Annotated in this window: 17 protein-coding genes; 6 read left to right on the forward strand and 11 right to left on the reverse strand. The window is 75.7% G+C overall.

Annotation, left to right across the window (positions count from 1 at the left end):
• Positions 1 to 19: 19 nt before the first annotated feature.
• Entirely contained in the window at positions 20 to 1,021 is a 1,002-nt protein-coding gene (gene infC / locus EJK16_RS08330; protein ID WP_164737245.1) for a translation initiation factor IF-3, read from the reverse strand.
• Between the two features lie 249 nt (positions 1,022 to 1,270).
• Between infC and EJK16_RS08335 the strand changes: the two genes are divergently transcribed.
• Together EJK16_RS08335 and EJK16_RS08340 are read left to right on the forward strand one after the other, a co-directional pair.
• Positions 1,271 to 1,963 carry a hypothetical protein gene (locus EJK16_RS08335; RefSeq protein ID WP_240645876.1) on the forward strand — a complete coding sequence of 231 codons (693 nt, stop codon included), beginning with the start codon at positions 1,271 to 1,273 and terminating at the stop codon, positions 1,961 to 1,963.
• Complete coding sequence (locus EJK16_RS08340) at positions 1,960 to 2,697, forward strand: serine protease (RefSeq protein WP_240645877.1); 738 nt, start codon at positions 1,960 to 1,962, stop codon at positions 2,695 to 2,697. The genes EJK16_RS08335 and EJK16_RS08340 overlap by 4 nt, the downstream gene beginning before the upstream one ends.
• Positions 2,698 to 2,704: 7 nt before the next feature.
• Here the strand turns inward: EJK16_RS08340 and EJK16_RS08345 are convergent, their stop codons facing one another.
• From EJK16_RS08345 to EJK16_RS08375, 7 genes are all read right to left on the reverse strand, one after another.
• Positions 2,705 to 3,595 carry an SseB family protein gene (locus tag EJK16_RS08345; protein WP_127128256.1) on the reverse strand — a complete coding sequence of 297 codons (891 nt, stop codon included), beginning with the start codon at positions 3,593 to 3,595 and terminating at the stop codon, positions 2,705 to 2,707.
• Positions 3,592 to 4,326 carry a bifunctional 1-(5-phosphoribosyl)-5-((5-phosphoribosylamino)methylideneamino)imidazole-4-carboxamide isomerase/phosphoribosylanthranilate isomerase PriA gene (gene priA / locus EJK16_RS08350; protein WP_127128258.1) on the reverse strand — a complete coding sequence of 245 codons (735 nt, stop codon included), beginning with the start codon at positions 4,324 to 4,326 and terminating at the stop codon, positions 3,592 to 3,594. Before priA ends, EJK16_RS08345 begins: the two co-directional genes overlap by 4 nt.
• A gap of 43 nt (positions 4,327 to 4,369) precedes the next feature.
• Entirely contained in the window at positions 4,370 to 5,011 is a 642-nt protein-coding gene (gene hisH / locus EJK16_RS08355; protein WP_127128260.1) for an imidazole glycerol phosphate synthase subunit HisH, read from the reverse strand.
• A complete protein-coding gene (locus EJK16_RS08360) occupies positions 5,008 to 5,742 on the reverse strand; it encodes a hypothetical protein (protein ID WP_127128262.1) in 735 nt (244 codons plus the stop codon). Before EJK16_RS08360 ends, hisH begins: the two co-directional genes overlap by 4 nt.
• Entirely contained in the window at positions 5,739 to 6,362 is a 624-nt protein-coding gene (gene hisB / locus EJK16_RS08365) for an imidazoleglycerol-phosphate dehydratase HisB (RefSeq protein WP_240645878.1), read from the reverse strand. Before hisB ends, EJK16_RS08360 begins: the two co-directional genes overlap by 4 nt.
• An 11-nt stretch (positions 6,363 to 6,373) precedes the next feature.
• Positions 6,374 to 7,531 carry a histidinol-phosphate transaminase gene (locus EJK16_RS08370; protein ID WP_127128264.1) on the reverse strand — a complete coding sequence of 386 codons (1,158 nt, stop codon included), beginning with the start codon at positions 7,529 to 7,531 and terminating at the stop codon, positions 6,374 to 6,376.
• Positions 7,532 to 7,656: 125 nt separating this feature from the next.
• The gene (locus tag EJK16_RS08375; RefSeq protein ID WP_127128266.1) at positions 7,657 to 8,460 is read right to left on the reverse strand and encodes a methyltransferase domain-containing protein; all 804 of its coding nucleotides are present in this window, start codon (positions 8,458 to 8,460) and stop codon (positions 7,657 to 7,659) included.
• Between the two features lie 177 nt (positions 8,461 to 8,637).
• Here EJK16_RS08375 and EJK16_RS08380 point away from each other — a divergent pair, with 177 nt between their 5' ends.
• Complete coding sequence (locus EJK16_RS08380; protein ID WP_127128268.1) at positions 8,638 to 10,959, forward strand: RecQ family ATP-dependent DNA helicase; 2,322 nt, start codon at positions 8,638 to 8,640, stop codon at positions 10,957 to 10,959.
• 57 nt (positions 10,960 to 11,016) lie between these two features.
• On the opposite strand, the gene EJK16_RS08385 is transcribed toward EJK16_RS08380, so the two are convergent.
• Positions 11,017 to 12,153, reverse strand: coding sequence for a sensor histidine kinase (locus tag EJK16_RS08385; RefSeq protein ID WP_127128270.1), 1,137 nt, complete (start codon positions 12,151 to 12,153; stop codon positions 11,017 to 11,019).
• A complete protein-coding gene (locus tag EJK16_RS08390) occupies positions 12,150 to 12,809 on the reverse strand; it encodes a response regulator transcription factor (RefSeq protein WP_205739673.1) in 660 nt (219 codons plus the stop codon). The genes EJK16_RS08385 and EJK16_RS08390 overlap by 4 nt, the downstream gene beginning before the upstream one ends.
• A gap of 159 nt (positions 12,810 to 12,968) precedes the next feature.
• Here EJK16_RS08390 and EJK16_RS08395 point away from each other — a divergent pair, with 159 nt between their 5' ends.
• Positions 12,969 to 14,192: a heparan-alpha-glucosaminide N-acetyltransferase domain-containing protein gene (locus EJK16_RS08395; protein ID WP_127128272.1), complete on the forward strand. Its 1,224-nt coding sequence runs from the start codon at positions 12,969 to 12,971 to the stop codon at positions 14,190 to 14,192.
• Between the two features lie 42 nt (positions 14,193 to 14,234).
• On the opposite strand, the gene hisD is transcribed toward EJK16_RS08395, so the two are convergent.
• Positions 14,235 to 15,587, reverse strand: a complete 1,353-nt coding sequence (hisD, locus tag EJK16_RS08400) for a histidinol dehydrogenase (protein WP_127128274.1) — start codon at positions 15,585 to 15,587, stop codon at positions 14,235 to 14,237.
• 193 nt (positions 15,588 to 15,780) lie between these two features.
• Here hisD and EJK16_RS08405 point away from each other — a divergent pair, with 193 nt between their 5' ends.
• Both EJK16_RS08405 and EJK16_RS08410 read left to right on the forward strand, forming a co-directional pair.
• Positions 15,781 to 16,014 carry an RNA-binding S4 domain-containing protein gene (locus EJK16_RS08405; protein WP_127128276.1) on the forward strand — a complete coding sequence of 78 codons (234 nt, stop codon included), beginning with the start codon at positions 15,781 to 15,783 and terminating at the stop codon, positions 16,012 to 16,014.
• Positions 16,015 to 16,530: 516 nt separating this feature from the next.
• Positions 16,531 to 17,805, forward strand: coding sequence for an aromatic acid/H+ symport family MFS transporter (locus EJK16_RS08410; RefSeq protein ID WP_127128278.1), 1,275 nt, complete (start codon positions 16,531 to 16,533; stop codon positions 17,803 to 17,805).
• Positions 17,806 to 17,862: the final 57 nt, after the last annotated feature.

Consider the following 17,862-nt stretch of genomic DNA (forward strand, 5'->3'; position numbering starts at 1 on the left):
GCGTCTTACAGGTGGTGCGCTACGAGGCGGTGGGCTCTCCAGCAGCAGGGGTGGGCCTCGGCCGGGCGGGTGCCCGCGGCGCGGGGGCCGGGGCGGGTGTCCGGGCCGGCGCGGGCGTCGGAACGGGCGTCGCCACCGGAGCCGGGGCGGGCGTCGCCGGGGCGGGCGTCGCCGGGGCGGGCGTTGCCGCGGGAGCGGGCTCGGGCGTGGCCGGAGCCGCGGGAGCGGCCTCGGGCGTGGCCGGAACCGCGGGAGCCGCGACGGGCGTGGCCGGATCCGCGGGAGCGGCGGCCGGGGTGGCCGCAGCGGGCGTCGCTTCGGGAACGGCGGCGGGCTTCGTGGCGGGAGCGGCCTCGGGCGCGGCGGGAGCGGCCTCGGCGGGAGCGGTCTTGGCGACCCGCTCCTCCTCGCGCTTGCGCCGCTGCTCGCTCTTGGCCTCGGCCTTCTTCTTGTGGGGGCCGATGACCATCGTCATGTTGCGGCCGTCCAGGCGCGGCGACGACTCGACCGAGCCGAGGTCGGAGACGTCCTCCGCCAGACGCTGCAGCAGACGCATACCCATCTCCGGGCGCGACTGCTCGCGGCCACGGAACATGATCATGACCTTGACCTTGTCGCCGCCCTCGAGGAACCGGACGACGTGACCCTTCTTGGTCGCGTAGTCGTGCGGGTCGATCTTCAGGCGGAAGCGGATCTCCTTGAGAACCGTGTTGGCCTGGTTGCGGCGGGCGTCGCGCGCCTTCATGGCGGACTCGTACTTGAACTTGCCGTAGTCCATGAGCTTGGCGACCGGCGGGTGTGCGTCGGGGGCGACCTCGACCAGATCCAGATCTGCCTCCTGCGCCAGGCGCAGGGCGTCCTCGACCCGGACCACGCCGACCTGCTCGCCGGCGGGGCCGACCAGACGTACCTCGGGAACGCGGATCCGATCGTTGATACGGGGCTCGCTGATGCTGTGCTCCTCTCGTTTCTTGTCACGACCGCCGCCGAAACGAGGAAGGCCCCCGTCGTGCAGTCGCACGCGGAGGCCCGGACGGTCTGCCGCGGTGGGGACGCCGGAGGCGCCGCCCGCACGGGCAGTGACGAGGGCGAACCCTCGTCGACCAGGACCCGGTCGCCGTCGGCCGCCTCTCGGCGGTCAGTCGCGACCAAGGTGGGAGAATCTCCGCTTGCGCGCCCGGGGCGCGCCACGCACTTCGCGCAGCACGATCCGGGTCGGTCGATCTGAAAGACTACCACGCATGCACGCACCCTCCAGGTCCGCAGCGCGTTGACCGACGAGACGCGGGCCACACCGGCCGCGCCTGGCACGGCGCCGTCGCCCACGGTCGAGGCCGGCCGCCCGCCCCGCGGCGCCGGCTCCGCGGACACCGCCGACGACGCCGAGGGGGTTCTCGCGCACGCCGCCACGGGCGAGGCCGCCGGGGATACCGCGCCCGAGGTCACCGGTGCGCCGCCGCGGCGCCCGCGCCGGCTCGTGGTCGCCCTCGTCGTGGTGCTCGTCGCCGCGCTGGCCGGCGGCACCTATCTGGGCGTGCTGGCCCGTTCCTGGTCCGTGCGCGCCGGCGCCCTCGAGGCCACCGCGACCGACCTGGGGACCCGCCTGGCGCGCGCCGAGGCCGACCTCGACCAGCGCACCTCCGAGCTGGGCACGGCGACGGCGCAGCTCGACACGGCGCAGGCGCGCATCATCGAGCTGGCGGACGAGAAGGCCCGCACCGGTGACGACCGGGAGGTCCAGCGCCAGCTCGCCACCTCCCAGGAGCGTGTCTCCGAGGCGGCGGCCTCGGTCGCGTCCTCGCTGCAGAGCTGTGTCGCGGGCCAGGACACGCTCATCGGGTACCTCCACGAGGCGGACCTGTACGACCCCGCCGAACTCGCCCGCTTCGAGGGGGAGGTGGCCACGCTGTGCGACCAGGCGGCTGCCGCGAACGACCGTCTCCAGCGTGAGCTGGACCGGTGAGGCCCGCGGCGCCCGGCGCGCGCCTCGCGGCCGCCGTCCTCCTGGCGCCGGTCCTCGTGGCGGGCTGCGGCGTCCTGCCGCCCATGCCCGGACCGACGCCGTCGTCCTGGGTGCCGGCGGTCACCGCGCCCGAGGTGGCCGGCGCGGGTGTGCTCAGCCCGGACGGGGTCGCCGGGGCCCAGCGCATGGCGGTGCGGGTGCGCAACGTGGGCTGCGGGTCGCTGTCCACCGGCTCCGGCTTCGCGCTGGACGAGCACACGGTGGTCACGAACCGGCACGTCGTCGAGGACTCGGCCGAGCTCCAGGTCTCCACCTACGACGGGCAGGACCTCGATGTCGTCTCGGTCAGCCGCGCCGCCGTCGCCGACCTCGCCCTGATCCGCACCGCCGAGCCGCTCCCTCAGGTCCCCGGCCTGGCGGGCGTCGACCCGGCGGTCGGCACCGGCCTCGTCGTGGTGGGGTACCCGCGCGGCGGCGCCCCGACCACCAGCCGCGGCACGGTGCTCGGCACGGCCCCGGACCCGCTGGCCACCGGGATGGACCAGGTGATCGTCTCCGACGCGGTCGTGGCGGGCGGCAGCTCGGGCAGCGCGGCCCTGGACCCGGATGGCCGGGTGGTCGGGGTCGTCTACGCCGGCGACGACCAGGGGCACAGCCTCCTGGTCCCGGTGAGCCTCCTCGCCGGCCTGCTCGCCGACGACGCCGCGTTCGCGCCGCTGGAGCCGTGCGGCTGACCGGCGGCTACGGGGCGGCCTCGGCGGCCACCGGGTAGAGCTCCATGGAGTCCACCCGCTCGCGCACCTCGGTCGCGTCCGCGAGGGCCTGGCCGGCGCGGGCGACCGGCTCCCTGAGCTGCTCGGGCGTCAGGCCGGCGTGCACCGCGAGGACGATCCGCAGCTCCGCGCGCCCGCCCCGCTCGAGCCGCACGCCGACGAGCTCGGGGATGCCCCGCAGCGCCGCCACCACCAGCCCGGGCAGCTCCGGGTCCGCCCACGACGGCGTCCAGGGGCGCTGCTGGGCGAGCGCCCACACCGCGGGGCGCGGCACGAGCACCGTGACCTCGCTGCCCGGGTCGAGGACGAGGAGCGAGTCGGTCTTCCCCACCGCCGACAGCGCCGCGCGGGTGGCCTCCACCGGCACGGGCCGGGCCGTGGCGTCCCAGCGCAGCAGCGCCTCGATGGAGGAGAAGACGGGCAGCGCCGCGCGGCCGTCGGGGGTGCGGACCGAGACCATGGCGGCGGACGCCATCGCGTCGGCGGCGCGGTCACCGGTGCGGAACTTGTCCGAGTCGTGGGTCGCGACCCGGCCCTCGGCGTCGGTGCCCGGGTGCTCGTGGGCGACCACCGGGACCAGGACCCGGCCGGCGCGCATCGCCTCGACGACGGCGCGGACCCGCTCGCCGTCGTCCGTGCGGGCCAGGGCAGCCGCCATGGACGACTCGATCGTGCCGTCGTCGCCGGCGAACGGGTTGGACTTCAGCGCCCGCCCCGCCCACGGCTGGCCCGCCGAGTCCGCCGGCAGAGCGGGGCGGCCGCCGGGCTGGACGAGCCCCGGGTTGTGGCCGCGCAGCACCTGCGCGGCGTCCCCCCGCGGGCCGTGCTCACCCGACGGGGGCTCGTCGCGCCCGCTCATGGCCGCCCGGCGACGTCGAGCGCCTCGGTGAGCGTGAACGCGCCGGCGTACAGGGCCTTGCCGACGATGGCGCCCTCGACGCCGACGTCGGTCAGGGCCCGCAGCGCCTCGATGTCGTGCAGGTTCGCCACCCCGCCGGAGGCGACGACGGGCGCCTGGGTGCGCGCGCAGACCTCCTGCAGCAGCTCGACGTTCGGCCCGCGCAGCGTGCCGTCCTTGGTGACGTCCGTCAGGACGTACCGGGCGCAGCCGTCACCGTCGAGGCGCTCGAGGACCTCCCACAGGTCGCCGCCCTCACGGGTCCAGCCGCGGGCGGCGAGCGTGGTGCCGCGCACGTCGAGGCCGACGGCGACCTTGTCGCCGTGCTTGGCGATGGCGCGGGCGGTCCACTGCGGATCCTCCAGCGCGGCGGTGCCGAGGTTGACGCGCCGGGCGCCCGAGCCGAGGGCCCGCTCGAGCGACTCGTCGTCGCGGATGCCGCCGGAGAGCTCGACCTTGACGTCCAGCTCGGCGACGATGCGGGCGAGCAGCTCGTGGTTGCTGCCGCGCCCGAAGGCGGCGTCGAGGTCGACGAGGTGGATCCACTCGGCGCCCTGGGACGTCCAGGCGCGGGCGGCCTCGGCGGGGTCGCCGTAGGCGGTCTCCGAGCCGGCCTCGCCCTGGAAGAGGCGCACCGCCTGGCCGTTCACGACGTCGACGGCGGGCAGCAGCTCCAGGCGCGGTGTACTCATGTGTGGTGTCTCTCTCTTCTCGTCAGGGTCGTCCCGGCAGCGGTCAGCGCAGGGACGTGACCCAGTTGCGCAGCAGGTGGGCGCCGGCGTCGCCGGACTTCTCGGGGTGGAACTGGGTCGCGGAGAGCGGGCCGTTCTCGACGGCGGCGACGAACCGGGAGCCGTGCTCCGCCCACGTGACCAGCGGCGGGGCGAGGGCGGTGTCCTGCTTCAGCGCCGCGGCCGGGTCGGTCTGCACGCCGTAGGAGTGGACGAAGTAGAAGCGCTCGTCCTCGACGCCGTCGAAGAGCACGGTGCCCTCGGGCGCCTCGACCGGGGACCAGCCCATGTGCGGCACGACGTCCGCCTCGAGCCGGACGACCTCGCCGGGCCACTGGTCCAGGCCCGGGGTGGTCACGCCGTGCTCCTTCCCGGAGGTGAACATCACCTGCAGGCCGACGCAGATGGCCAGCACGGGCCGACCGCCGGCGAGACGCCGCTCGATCATGCGGTCCCCGCCCACGGAGCGGAGCTGGTCCATGACGGCCGCGAAGGCGCCGACGCCGGGCACCACCAGGCCGTCGGCCGCGGCCACGGCACCCCGGTCGGCGGTCAGCTCGACGTCGGCGCCCACGCGCTCGAGCGCGCGGACGGCCGAGCGCACGTTGCCCGACCCGTAGTTCAGGACGACGACGCGCGGGCTCATGGCTTTCTCCGCTTGAGCCCGCGGGTGAACATCCGCGTGGCCTTCCACCGGGGCAGGGTGCCGGAGCGCAGGTGCCCGCGGACGGCGTCGGGGCGGACGCGGCCGAGGATGAGGTCCTCGACCACCTGGTCGGCGCCGGCAAGGACGAGGCCGGCGGGCACGTCGTCCCCGGCCTCCCCGCCGGTGTACTGCCGGGCGTGGACCTGGCCGGACAGCCCCGACTCGATCCCGACGTCCGTGGCCAGGTCGGCGCTGAGGAGCACGACGCCGGCGCGCGCCAGGCGGGAGAGGGCGAGAGCCAGCTCCTCCGCCTCCGGGGGCAGGCTCGCCCCGCCGTTCTCGCCGACCAGCTCGGACATGTCCCACTCGTCCGCGGGGGCCTCCTTCGCGGCGAGCTCGAGGACCGCGATGGCGCCGGACGGCGAGGGCACGACGTCCACGTCGATCCCGCTCATCGCGCACAGCCCCGCCAGGGCCGGCGCCGAGGCGACCGGCGTCAGCACGAGCGCGATCTTGGCGGGCGTGCCATGGGCGCGGCCCTGCGCGGGCGCCCCCGCGGGCGCGCCCTCAGGGGCACCCGCGGGGGCGCCCTCGGGGCTGGGCCCCGGCTCGGCCGTCTCCGCGACGTCGCCCAGTGCCGCGAGCATGTGCTGGATGTCGGCCTCGGTGAGTGGCGCGTCCGCCGGCCGGCCGCCGGCCGCCTCGTCGGGGGTGCCGTCGGCCGTGCTCACAGCGCCCCCTTCGTGGAGGGCACGCCCTCGACGCGCGGGTCGAGCGCGACGGCGGCGCGCAGCGCGCGGGCCAGCGCCTTGAACTGCGCCTCGACGATGTGGTGCGGGTCGCGTCCGGACAGGACCCGCACGTGCAGGCAGATCCCGGCGTGATAGGCCAGGGCCTCGAAGACGTGGCGGGTCATCGAGCCCGTGAAGTGTCCGCCGATGAGGTGGTACTCCTGCCCGGCCGGCTCGCCGGTGTGGACGAGGTACGGGCGCCCGGAGATGTCGACGACGGCCTGGGCCAGCGCCTCGTCCAGCGGCACCAGCGAGTCCCCGAAGCGGGAGATGCCCCGCTTGTCCCCGAGCGCCTGGCGCAGCGCCTCGCCGAGGGAGATCGCGACGTCCTCGACGGTGTGGTGCACGTCGATCTCGATGTCGCCGGTTGCGCGCACGGTCAGGTCGATCAGGGAGTGCTTCCCGAGCGCCGTGAGCATGTGGTCGTAGAAGGGCACCGAGGTGGAGATGTCCGTCCTCCCGGTGCCGTCGAGGTCCAGCTCGACGACGACGTCGGACTCCGACGTCTTGCGCTCCACCCGTGCCGTACGGCCGGTCGTGCTCTGCTCCATGAGCCTCATGCCCTGCTCCGTCACCGGCCCAGCACCTCCTTCAGGGCCGCCTTGAAGGCGGCCGTCTCCTGCGGTGTGCCGACAGACACGCGCAGCCAACCCTGGGGTCCGACCTCGCGGATCAGGACCCCGCGTTCCAGCAGACCATTCCATACCGCGTGACGGTCCTCGAAGAGGCCGAACAGCACGAAGTTCGCGTCCGAGTCCGCCACCCGGTGGCCGCGCTCGCGCAGCCAGCCGACGAGGGCGTCCCGCTCGGCCCGCAGGGACGCCACCTGCCCCATCAGCTCGCCGCGGTGGCGGAGCGCCGCGAGCGCGGCGGCCTGCGTGAGCGCGGAGAGGTGGTAGGGCAGCCGGACCACGCGCAGCAGGTCGACGAGCGCCGGGTCGGCCGCGAGGTAGCCCAGGCGCAACCCGGCCATGCCGAAGGCCTTGGACATGGTGCGCGAGACGGCGAGGTGCGGGTAGCGGCCCAGGAGCGCGAGCGCGCTCGGCGTGCCCTCCCGGCGGAACTCCCCGTACGCCTCGTCCACCACGACGACACACGCGGTGGCCCCGCCGTCGGGCGCCGTCGGCCCGGCGGTGGCGGCCGCGTCGCAGATCGCCTCGATGGTGGCCAGGGGCAGCGCGGTCCCCGTGGGGTTGTTGGGGCTGGCCAGGAGGATGACGGCGGGCCGGTGCTCGGCGAGCTGGGCGCGCACCTGCTCGGGGTCGAGGGTGAAGTCCTCCTCGCGGCTGCCGGCCACCCAGGCGGTGAGGGTGTCGCGCGCGTACTCCGGGTACATCGAGTACGTCGGCGCGAAGGAGAGCACCGTGCGCCCGGTCCCCCCGAACGCCTGGAGGAGGTGGAGCATGACCTCGTTGGAGCCGTTCGCGGCCCAGATCTGCTCGGGGGCCAGGGTGACGCCGGACTCCACGCGCAGGTACTCGGCGAGCTCGGCCCGCAGCTCGCCGAAGTCGCGGTCCGGGTAGCGGTTCAGGCCGTGGGCGGCCTTGCGGACCGCGTCGGCGATGTCCGCGGCGACGGCGTCGGAGGGCGGGTACGGGTTCTCGTTGACGTTGAGCAGGACCGGCACGTCGAGCTGCGGGGCGCCGTAGGGCGTCAGGCCCTCCAGGCCGGCGCGCAGCGGCAGGCGGACGGCGGCGCCGGTGGCCTCGGTCGCGGGCGTGGTTGTCACGCCGAGAAGTCTAGGCGGCGCGGCGGGCGCCGGCGGAGCCGGCCGAGGGACGGACCGGCTCAGGGCCGCCGCGGGCCGAGGGACGGCCCGGCTCAGCGCCGCGGCGGGCCGAGGGACGGCCCGGCTCAGGGCCGCGGGCGCCGGTGCCCGACGGCGAAGACCCGCCGGAAGGGCATCGGCACGCCGGCGGGCCCACGCGGGTAGGCGCGGGCGAGTGCGTCACCGTAACGGCGCAGCAGCTCCGCCTCCCGCTCCGGCCCGAGGCGGCCCAGCACGGGGCGCAGGCCGGTCCCGCGCATCCACTCGAGCACGGGGCTGGCCTGCGCGCCGGCGGGGTCGAGCAGGTGCAGGTAGGTCGTCTCCCAGGCGTCCACGTCACAGCCGGCGGAGTGGAGCGCCTCGGCGTACCCGGCGAGGTCGTGGCTGCCGCCCTTGTCGAGGAGGAGCCGGCCCAGCGCCGGCCCCTCGGGGAGGTCGCGGACGAGGTCGCGCAGGAGCGTGTGGTTCGGGGCGTCGGTGTTCCCCGGCACCTGCATGGCGAACCACCCGCCGGGCGCGAGCGCCGCCACCCAGCCCGCGAGCAGGTCGAGGTGCCCCGGCACCCACTGCAGGACGGCGTTGGTGACGATCACGTCGGCCGGGGCGGGGACGGACCACCTGGTGATGTCGGCCTCGACCCACTCGATGCGGCCTTCCGTGTCGATCGCGCGGGCACGGGCGAGCATCTCGGGCGAGGAGTCGACGCCGATGACGTGGGCCCCGGGCCACCGGGCCAGGAGCGGCCGGGTCGACGCCCCGGCGCCGCACCCGAGGTCCACGACCAGCCGCGGCGCCGCCGCGCCGACCCGCGCCAGGAGGTCGGCCACGGGGCGCGCCCGCTGCTCGGCGAAGGTGTCGTAGACGCCGGCGTCCCAGACCGTGGTGCCCATGCTCGTGCTCCCTCTCCCGGACGGTCAGGCTCATCCTGGCGCATCGGGGCGGCTGCGGACGGTTCTGGTCCCCACGGCCCGCGCCGCCGGGCGGCGCGGTACCCCCAGGCCGGCGCCGCCCGTCGAGGCCGTGTGGGCGGACTGTGAGAGCGTGGCACCCGACCGAGAGGACCACCGATGAGCGAGCACCTGACCGCCACCACGAACCACCGGGACGCCGACGCGGACCTGCGCGCCCAGGCAGAGTCCGCCCTCCGCGCGCTGGTCGGCCGCGACGACGCGCGGCTGCGGGAGGACCAGTGGACCGCCATCGAGGCGCTGGTCGCCGGCCGGCGGCGCGCCCTGGTCGTCGAGCGGACCGGGTGGGGCAAGTCCGCGGTGTACTTCGTCGCCACCGCGCTGCTCCGCGCGGGCGCCGGCGGCCGGGCACCGGCGGGGCCCACGGTGATCATCTCCCCGCTCCTGGCCCTCATGCGCGACCAGATCGGTGCGGCGTCCCGGGCCGGGATCCGTGCCGTGACGATCAACTCCGCCAACGTCACCGAGTGGGACCAGATCCACGCGGCCATCGCCGACGGCGAGGTCGACGTGCTCCTCTGCTCGCCCGAGCGCCTGAACAACCCCGGCTTCCGGGACGAGGTGCTCCCCCGGCTTGCCGCGACGGCCGGGCTCGTCGTCGTGGACGAGGCGCACTGCATCTCGGACTGGGGCCACGACTTCCGCCCCGACTACCGGCGCATCCGCACGCTGCTCGGTGAGCTTCCCGCGGGCATCCCCGTCCTGGCGACAACGGCGACGGCGAACGAGCGGGTCAGCGCCGACGTCGCGGAGCAGCTCGGCGTGGGCCAGGGGCACGACGACGTCCTCGTGCTGCGCGGGTCCCTCGACCGGCCGTCCCTGCACCTGGGCGTCCTCGGCCTGCCGGACCAGCCGAGCCGAGTCGCGTGGCTCGGGCAGCAGCTCGGCCGCCACACGGGCTCAGGGATCATCTACACCCTCACGGTCGCCGCGGCACAGGAGGTGTCCGAGCAGCTGCGCGCCGCCGGGCACGAGGTGCGCGCCTACACCGGGCAGACGGACACGACCGAGCGCGAGCAGCTCGAGGCGGACCTCAAGGCGAACCGGGTCAAGGCGCTCGTGGCGACCTCGGCCCTGGGCATGGGCTTCGACAAGCCCGACCTCGCGTTCGTCATCCACCTCGGTGCACCCGCGTCGCCGATCGCCTACTACCAGCAGGTCGGCCGTGCGGGCCGCGGCGTCGACCGCGCCGACGTCGTCCTGCTGCCCGGCCGCGAGGACCAGCAGATCTGGGACTACTTCGGGTCCCTGGCCTTCCCGCCGGAGCGCGCCGTGCGCGAGTCGCTCGCGGCGCTCACCGAGGGCGGCACCATGTCCACCGCCAGGCTCGAGACCCACGTGGACCTGAGGCGCAGCCGGCTGGAGACCATGCTCAAGGTCCTGGACGTCGACGGTGCGGTCCGCCGGGTCAAGGGAGGGTGGGAGGCGACCGGGCGGGCGTGGGCCTACGACGCGGACCGGTACGCCCGCGTCGCCGCGACCCGCCGGTCGGAGCAGCAGGCCATGCTCGACTACGAACGCCTGGACCCGGCCGCGTGCCGGATGGCCTACCTCCGCCACCAGCTCGACGACCCGGACCTGGCGCCGGGCTGGCGGTGCGGGCGGTGCGACCTGTGCGGCGGCATGGACCTGGACGCCACGGTCGACGCCGGGGCGGTGCAGCAGGCCCGGGCCGCGCTCGACCGGCCGGGCATCGAAGTCACGCCGCGGCGGCAGTGGCCCACGGGGATGGAGGCGCTGGGTCTGGAGCTCCGGGGCAAGATCCCCGACGGGGAGCGCGCCGAGACCGGGCGCGGCGTGGGGCGCCTCGACGGGCTCGGCTGGTCGGTGCCCCTGCGCGAGATGCTCGAGCCCGGGCCGGGCGGCGCCCCGGCCGCCCCCGCCTGGGCTCCCGGCGACCCGTCCCGGGCGGCCGACGACCCCTCCGAGACCGGCACCGGCTCCCCCGCGCCCGGCCCCCGCGCCGAGGCGGCCCGCGGCGCCGACGGGCTGCTGCCGACGGCCCTGCGCCGTCCCGTGCAGCAGGTCCTCGAGGAGTGGGCGCCCACGCTGAGGCGTGCCGACGGCTCGCCGGGGGTCGACGGCATCGTCGTGGTGTCCTCGGCCACCCGCCCGCACCTGGTGGCGCACCTGGCCAAGGGGGTCTCGCAGATCCTCCGGGCGCCCGTCGTCGGCGCCGTCGCGCCGGAGCCCGGTCGGCCGCCCGGCCGCCACGACGTCAACTCCGCGCAACGGCTCGCGGGCGTGCAGCACCGGCTGCGGCTGGGGCTGAGCGAGGCCGCGGCGGCCGGGCTGCCCGGCCGCACCGTCGTGCTGGTCGACGACTACACCGACTCGGGGTGGACGCTCACCGTCGCGGCGCGGCTCCTGCGGGAGGCGGGCGCGGCGGCCGTCTACCCGTTCGTCCTCGCCCAGCGCTGAGACGGCCCGCCCGCGCGCAACACCGGGATCGGTGCCCCGGCCGTGGCGGGCTCCGCCTCATGACGCGGGGGCGCCCCGGCGCGGCTCGTGGGCGTTGGGCAGGTAGGCCTCGAGCAGGAACCCGCCGTCGGGCGTCGGGCCCGCCGTCAGCTCCCCGCCGAGCAGCTCGGCGCGCTCGCGCAGCCCGATCAGGCCGTGCCCGCCGGCCGGGAGGTCGGGCGCCGGCGCCTCGGCCGGGGGTCCATTACACACGGTGACCAGCAGGCCCGTCCCCCGCGGCGCCGCCCGGACGGCCACCTCGGCCCCGGGGGCGTGCTTGCCCACGTTCGTCAGGCCTTCCTGGACGGTGCGGTAGGCGGCCCGCTCGGTGGGCTCGGCCCACTCCCGCCCGTCGACGGCGTGCAGGTCCACGCTGGCCCGCTGCCCGCTGTCCGCGACGAGGCGGGGCAGGTCCGCCAGCCGCGGCTGGGGCGCCAGCTCCACCGGCTGGCCGCCCGCCGCGCGCAGCACGCCGATCATGTGCCGAAGCTCGTCGAGGGTGCGCACGCTGAGCTCGCGGATGGTCGCCGCCGTCTCTCGGACCGCTGCGTCCGGGGCGGTGATGCGGAGCGCCCCGGCCTGGACGGCGATGAGGCTGACCTGGTGGGAGACGACGTCGTGCATCTCCCGGGCGAGGCGCGCGCGTTCCCCGGCGAGGACGCGCTCGGAGACGAGCTCGCGCTCGCGTTCCTGCCCGGCGCGGAGCTCGGCGAGGCGGTCGGCGAGGTCATGGCGGGTCTGCGTGAGCAGACCGAGCGCGAGGGGGGCGCCGACGAAGACGGCCGTGTAGATCAGCCCGAGGAGGTCGTGGGGGCCCACGCGGCCGCCCAGCTCCCCCGGCGGCCAGGGCAGGTAGTACCCCGCGGCCGCGAGCGCGCCGCACACCACGAGCGGGATCTTCGCGCGCGTGCTCGCGGCGACCGCGTACAGGCCGGCCAGGGGTGCGACCAGGACGTACGCGACGTACAGCGCCGGCATGCTCAGGGCGAAGGCGGCGTACGGCCACCGGCGGCGGACCACCAGGCCCAGGGCCGCGACGACGGAGAGGACGAGCGGGGCGCCCCCCTCCCGGCCGGCGCTGAAGAGGGCGTCGAGCAGCGCCAGGACCACCAGGGCGGCGTCCACCGCGACGGGACGCCAGGGGGCGGGGCTCATCGCCCGGTCGGCGGGGCGGCCACGATGCCCGCGTCCCGGGCGATGACCGCCGCCTGGACCCGGTTGGTCACGGCCAGCTTCGCCAGCACCGCGCTCACGTGGTCCTTGACCGTCGCCGTGCTCAGGTAGAGCCGGCGGCCGATGTCGGCGTTGGACAGCCCCTCGCCGATCAGGGCCAGCACGTCCCGCTCCCGCGGGGTCATCGTGGCGATCCGCGCGCGCGGGCCCGGCTGGGCGCCCGAGCCGAGGTAGCCGCCGATCACCGCCTCCGTGACCCCGGGCGACAGGATCTTGCCGCCGCCGGCCAGCACGCGCACCGCGTGCACGAGCTGCTCCGGCTCGGTGTCCTTGAGCAGGAACCCCGCGGCGCCCGCGCCCAGCGCCTGCGCGACGTAGTCGTTGGTGTCGAACGTGGTCAGCATCGCCACGGCGGGCGGGCCGGGCCGGCGGGCCAGCTCGCGCAGGACGGTGAGCCCATCGACCTCGGGCATCCGCAGGTCGAGGAGGACGACATCGGGCCGGTGCCGCTGCACCTCCTCGACGGCGTGGACGCCGTCACACGCGGCGACCACCTCGATGTCCGCGGCGGAGCCCAGGATGAGGCTGAGCCCGGAGCGCACGAGGGCCTCGTCGTCGACGATCATGGCGCGGATCACGACCATCCCTCCTCCCGCGGACACCTCATGATCCCCCATCGCCGACCGCCGCAGAGGGGGAACGGGGCGCGCCCGCGGCCGGACCCCCGCCGCTCGGCGGGGGTGAGAGCCGACCGCCGGGGGATGCCTCCCGGGCGGTACGGGACGATCGTGAGGAGCATGACGCGAGCAGAAGTCTCACCGCCGGCTCCGGGGGCGGTCACCCGCCCCGCGAAGCCCCGCGTGGTCGGGGTCGACGCCACGCGCGGCGTCGCCCTGCTGGGCATGATGGCTGTGCACAGCCTGTGGGCGTTCGACGCCCAGGGCAACGTGACGTGGACGTACGCGCTGGCGGCGGGACGCTCCGCCGCCACGTTCGCGGTGCTCGCCGGCATCGGGATCGCGTTCATGACCGGGCGCCGCCAGGTGCCGGCCGCGGACCGCGGCCACGTCGCCGCGTCGCTCGCCACGCGGGCGCTCGTGGTCGGCGCGATCGGGCTCGCGCTGGGCTTCACGGACCCCGAGCTCGCCAGCGTCATCCTCACGTTCTACGCCGTGCTCTTCCTGCTGGCGATCCCGGTGGTCTTCCTCAGCACCCGTGCGGTGCTGGTCACGGGCGTGAGCGTCGCACTGGTGGTGCCGGTGCTCAGCCAGCTGGTGCGACCGGGACTGCCCGAGCCGTTCGGGGACAACCCCAGCCTGGGTCTGCTCCTCGAGCACCCCCTGCGGCTTGGCCTCGAGCTGTCCCTGACCGGCCTGTACCCGGCGCTGCCGTGGATGGCCTACATCTGCGTGGGCGTGGTGATCGGCCGGCTGCGGCTGACGGACACCCGGGTGGCCGCCGGCCTGCTCGCCGCCGGCGTCACGGTGGCGCTCGCGGCCGCCGCCGTCTCCGGGATCCTGCTCGGCGCGCTCGGTGGCCAGGACCGGATCTACGCGGCGGCCGAGGCCGATGGCATGAGCACCGCCCAGGTCACGGACCTGCTGGTCTGGGGCCCGGACGGGACGACGCCGACCTCGACCTGGTGGTGGCTCGCCAGCGACGCCCCGCACTCCACCACCCCGGTGGACCTCGCGCAGACCGGGGGGTCCGCCGTCGCCCTGCTGGGCGGGATGCTGCTGCTCGCCCGGGTGGCGGGGGCGCTGCTGGTGCCGCTGGCGGCCGCGGGCGGCATGACCCTCACGCTGTACACCGCCCACGTGCTGTTCGTGAACTCCCCGTTCGACGTCCTGGGGGCCACCGCGGGTTACGTCGCGCAGGTGGTCGCCGTGCTGGCGATCGCCGTCGTCTGGCGCGCGCGGGTGGGCCGGGGCCCGCTCGAGGCGCTCACCAGCAACCTGGCCCGGCGCGCCGGCCGGGCCGTGCGCCCCCGGCGACCCGTCGTGCTGCCGCACCATCCCTGAGCGGTGCGCCCGCCGCTGCCCCGGCCGACGCCCCGCGGCGGGTCAGAACCTGGCGTTGACGGCCTCGGCGTGCGCGGGGAGGTCCTCGGACGTGGCCAGCGCGGTGAGCGGGCCGGCGAGCTCCTTGAGGGCGGTCTCATCGTAGTCGATGACCTGCACCGACTTGATGAAGGCCATGACGTTCAGGCCGCTGGCGAACCGTGCCGTGCCGCCCGTGGGGAGCACGTGGTTGGAGCCGGCGAGGTAGTCCCCGAGCGGGACCGGCGAGTACGGCCCCACGAAGATCGCCCCCGCATTGCGGATCCGTCCCGCGACGTCTGCCGCGTCGGCCGTCTGGATCTCCAGGTGCTCGGCGCCGTAGGCGTCGGCGACGGCGACGGCCTGGTCGAGGTCGGTGACCAGCACGGTGCCCGACTGCGGCCCGGACAGCGCGCTGCGCATGCGCTCGGCGTGCTTGGTCGCCGGGACGCGGCGGTCGATCTCCCGGTCGACGGCGTCCGCCAGCTCCGGCGAGTCGGTGATGAGGACGGAGGCCGCCGCCGGGTCGTGCTCGGCCTGGGACATGAGGTCCACGGCGACGTAGGCGGGCTCCGCGGTGGCGTCGGCGAGGACGGCGATCTCGGTGGTGCCGGCCTCGGCGTCGATGCCCACCGTGCCCATCACGGCGCGCTTGGCGGCGGCGACGTAGATGTTGCCCGGGCCGGTCACGACGTCGACGGCCTCGCACAGGGTCTCCCCCGCCGTGCCTGCGGCGGCCACGTCGGCGCGGTCGACGTCGTTCTCGACTTGGGCGCCGTAAGCGAGCATGGCCACGGCCTGGGCGCCGCCGACGGCGTAGACCTCGTCCACGTCCAGCAGCGCGCACGCGGCGAGGATCACGGGGTGGGGCAGCCCGCCGAAGTCCTTCTGGGGCGGGCTGGCGATCACCAGCTCCTCCACCCCGGCCACCTGCGCGGCGACCGCGTTCATCACCACGCTGGAGGGGTAGACCGCGAGGCCGCCCGGGACGTACAGGCCCACGCGGCGCACCGGCACCCAGCGCTGACGGACGACGCCGCCGCCCGTGATCTCCGTGGTCGTCTCCCGCGGGAGCTGGGCGGTGTGCCCGGCGCGGTTGTGGGCGATGGAGATCTCGAGCGCCTCCCGCACGGCGGGGTCGAGGTCCGCGAGGGCGTCACGCAGGGCGGCCGCCGGGACGCGGAGGTGCTCCGGACGCACGCCGTCGAACCTCTCGCCGAGGTCGCGCAGGGCGGCGGCGCCACGGGACCGCACGTCCTCGAGCACCGGGCGGATCTGCGCCATGGCGCCCTCGACGTCGAGTGCCGCGCGCGGCAGGACGGTGGCGAGCTCGGCAGGGCTGAGGGTCTGACCTCGCAGGTCGATGCGCTTGAGCATGGCCCCGATCCTAGTTCGCGGCGGCGGCCGCCCGGCGGGACGTCCGGGGCGGGCGCTGGGGTCCGGGACGGCCACGCCCGTGGCGGGCCGGGTGGGTCTGCGCCCGGGACGAGCCACGTCAGCGCGAGCCGTGGCGCGCCGCCGGGCGCGGTCTGCGCCCTGGACCAGCCGCGCCGCCTGGCAGGATCGTGGCATGAGCGCTGATGACTTCATCCCCACCGTCCCGACCACCGGCACCATCCGCCTGGGGCAGTTCCTCAAGCTCGCCAACCTCGCGGAGTCCGGCGCGAACGCCCGCGAGCTCATCACGGACGGCGAGGTGAGCGTGGACGGCGAGGTCGAGACGCGGCGGGGCCGTCAGCTCGCCCCGGGCATGCTCGTCGAGGTCGCCCTTCCCACCGGCACCATCGCCGCCCGGGTCGGCTGAGGGCCCGCCCAGCACGCGGAGTGGTCGGGCGCCGACAGCCGAGCACACCAGCCGGCACCGAGCCATCCGGACCTGTGGCCTGTCGCGGTCCGCGGACCCGCAGTGCGGACGCGCAGCCGGGTGCCGAGCGCAGGGAGCCCGGTGGGTCCGAGCGCCTTGGCGCCGGAGCGCCGAAGAGCCGGAGCGCCGCGAAACCGCAGCGCGAGCACCCTTCATGCCCGGCACGTCGCGCGGCCGGAGCGCCCGGCGCGCGGATCGCGCCACAACGGCTGCCCGATTGGGGGCGATGGCGTGCCCGTTCCGCGGGATACCGGTGAGGGCGGCGGCGGTTGTGGCGCGATCCGCGCGCCGCCTGGTCGGCGGGCGTCGGCGACGCGCCCGCACCGCGTCATCTTTCCGCTCTGCAGAATAGTCCTCTCAAGGTTTGTGCATGACGGAAGTCGGGACTAAGGTCCCCGTGTTGTGATGCCGGTCACTCAGACCGGTTCGCATCATGAATCTGGAGAACCCATGGCAATGGCGCTAGCTCAGACGACCACCCCCGCCACACCCCCGGGCGCATCACCGGCGCCGGACCGCCGCAGCTCCATGGTGGCGGTCGTCGTGGCGTGGCTGTTCGTCGTGTTCGACGGCTACGACCTCATCGTCTACGGCACCGTGCAGAAGCTCCTGCGCGAGGAGTGGTCCCTCGGCGCCGCCCAGGCCGGCACCGTGGGCTCCCTCGCCTTCCTCGGGATGATGGTCGGGGCGCTGGCCGCGGGCCGGCTCTCGGACAGCGTGGGCAGGCGCCGAGCCATCATCGCCTCCGCCATCGTCCTGTCGGTTTTCACCACGCTCTGCGCCGTGTCCACCGGCCCGGTCATGTTCGGCACGTTCCGCTTCCTCGCCGGGCTCGGCCTGGGCGGCCTCGTGCCCAGCGCCAACGCACTCGCCGCGGACCTGGTGCCCCGGCGCTGGCGGGCGAGCGTCGCCACGCTCATGATGTCCGGCGTGCCGATCGGCGGGTCGATCGCCGCCCTGCTGGGCATCCCGATGATCCCGGCATTCGGGTGGCGGCCCATGTTCGCCGTCGCGCTCGTGGCCCTCGTCGTCCTCGTCCCCCTCGCCTGGAAGGTGCTCCCCGACGACCGCCCTGCCGACCGAGCGGCGGACCGCGAGCCGTCGGGCTTCACGACCCTCCTGCGGCCGCCCTTCCTGTTCGTCTCCATCCTGTTCGCCACCACGACCATCGTGACGCTGATGGCCTGGTACGGACTGGGCACGTGGCTGCCGAACCTCATGCAGGACGCCGGCTACAACCTCGGGTCCGCGCTGCTCTTCGCCCTCGCGCTCAACCTCGGCGCCGTCGCCGGATCGGTGCTCACCGCATGGGCAGGCGACCGGTTCGGAACCGTGCCCACCGCGGTGGTCGCGGCCGGGCTGGCGGGCGTCGCCCTGCTGGCCCTGCTGACCACCCCGCCGGTGGCCCTGGTCTACGTCGTCCTCGTCGTCGCGGGTGTCGGCACGCACGGCACGCAGTGCCTGATCATCGCGGCGATCTCGACCTACTTCCCGGACCACCTCCGGGGCACGGCCCTCGGCTTCGGGCTCGGGATGGGGCGCATCGGCGCGGTCGCCGCCCCGCAGGTGGGCGGCATCCTGCTCGCCGCCGGCCTGGGCGTGAACTCGAACTTCCTGCTCTTCGGCGCGTGCGCCATCGTGGCGGCGGTCATGCTCGCCGGGATCTGGGCAAACTTCGGCGTCACGCACGAGGACGCCAGCGCGCGGATCAAGGCACGCACCACGGCCTGACCCGGCGCACCACCGGACACGGATGCCCGCGCCCGTGGGGGCGCGGACCTCCGGCGT

Source organism: Georgenia sp. SYP-B2076 (assembly GCF_003991205.1).
Lineage (GTDB): Bacteria > Actinomycetota > Actinomycetes > Actinomycetales > Actinomycetaceae > Georgenia.

Excerpts from the sequence above, each read along its gene's own strand:
- EJK16_RS08345 (WP_127128256.1), bottom strand. The coding sequence starts at position 3,595 with ATGAGCGGGCGCGACGAGCCCCCGTCGGGTGAGCACGGCCCGCGGGGG.
- priA (WP_127128258.1), bottom strand. The coding sequence starts at position 4,326 with ATGAGTACACCGCGCCTGGAGCTGCTGCCCGCCGTCGACGTCGTGAAC.
- hisH (WP_127128260.1), bottom strand. The coding sequence starts at position 5,011 with ATGAGCCCGCGCGTCGTCGTCCTGAACTACGGGTCGGGCAACGTGCGC.
- hisB (WP_240645878.1), bottom strand. The coding sequence starts at position 6,362 with ATGAGGCTCATGGAGCAGAGCACGACCGGCCGTACGGCACGGGTGGAG.
- EJK16_RS08375 (WP_127128266.1), bottom strand. The coding sequence starts at position 8,460 with ATGGGCACCACGGTCTGGGACGCCGGCGTCTACGACACCTTCGCCGAG.
- EJK16_RS08380 (WP_127128268.1), top strand. The coding sequence starts at position 8,638 with ATGAGCGAGCACCTGACCGCCACCACGAACCACCGGGACGCCGACGCG.
- EJK16_RS08385 (WP_127128270.1), bottom strand. The coding sequence starts at position 12,153 with ATGAGCCCCGCCCCCTGGCGTCCCGTCGCGGTGGACGCCGCCCTGGTG.
- EJK16_RS08395 (WP_127128272.1), top strand. The coding sequence starts at position 12,969 with ATGACGCGAGCAGAAGTCTCACCGCCGGCTCCGGGGGCGGTCACCCGC.
- hisD (WP_127128274.1), bottom strand. The coding sequence starts at position 15,587 with ATGCTCAAGCGCATCGACCTGCGAGGTCAGACCCTCAGCCCTGCCGAG.
- EJK16_RS08405 (WP_127128276.1), top strand. The coding sequence starts at position 15,781 with ATGAGCGCTGATGACTTCATCCCCACCGTCCCGACCACCGGCACCATC.
- EJK16_RS08410 (WP_127128278.1), top strand. The coding sequence starts at position 16,531 with ATGGCGCTAGCTCAGACGACCACCCCCGCCACACCCCCGGGCGCATCA.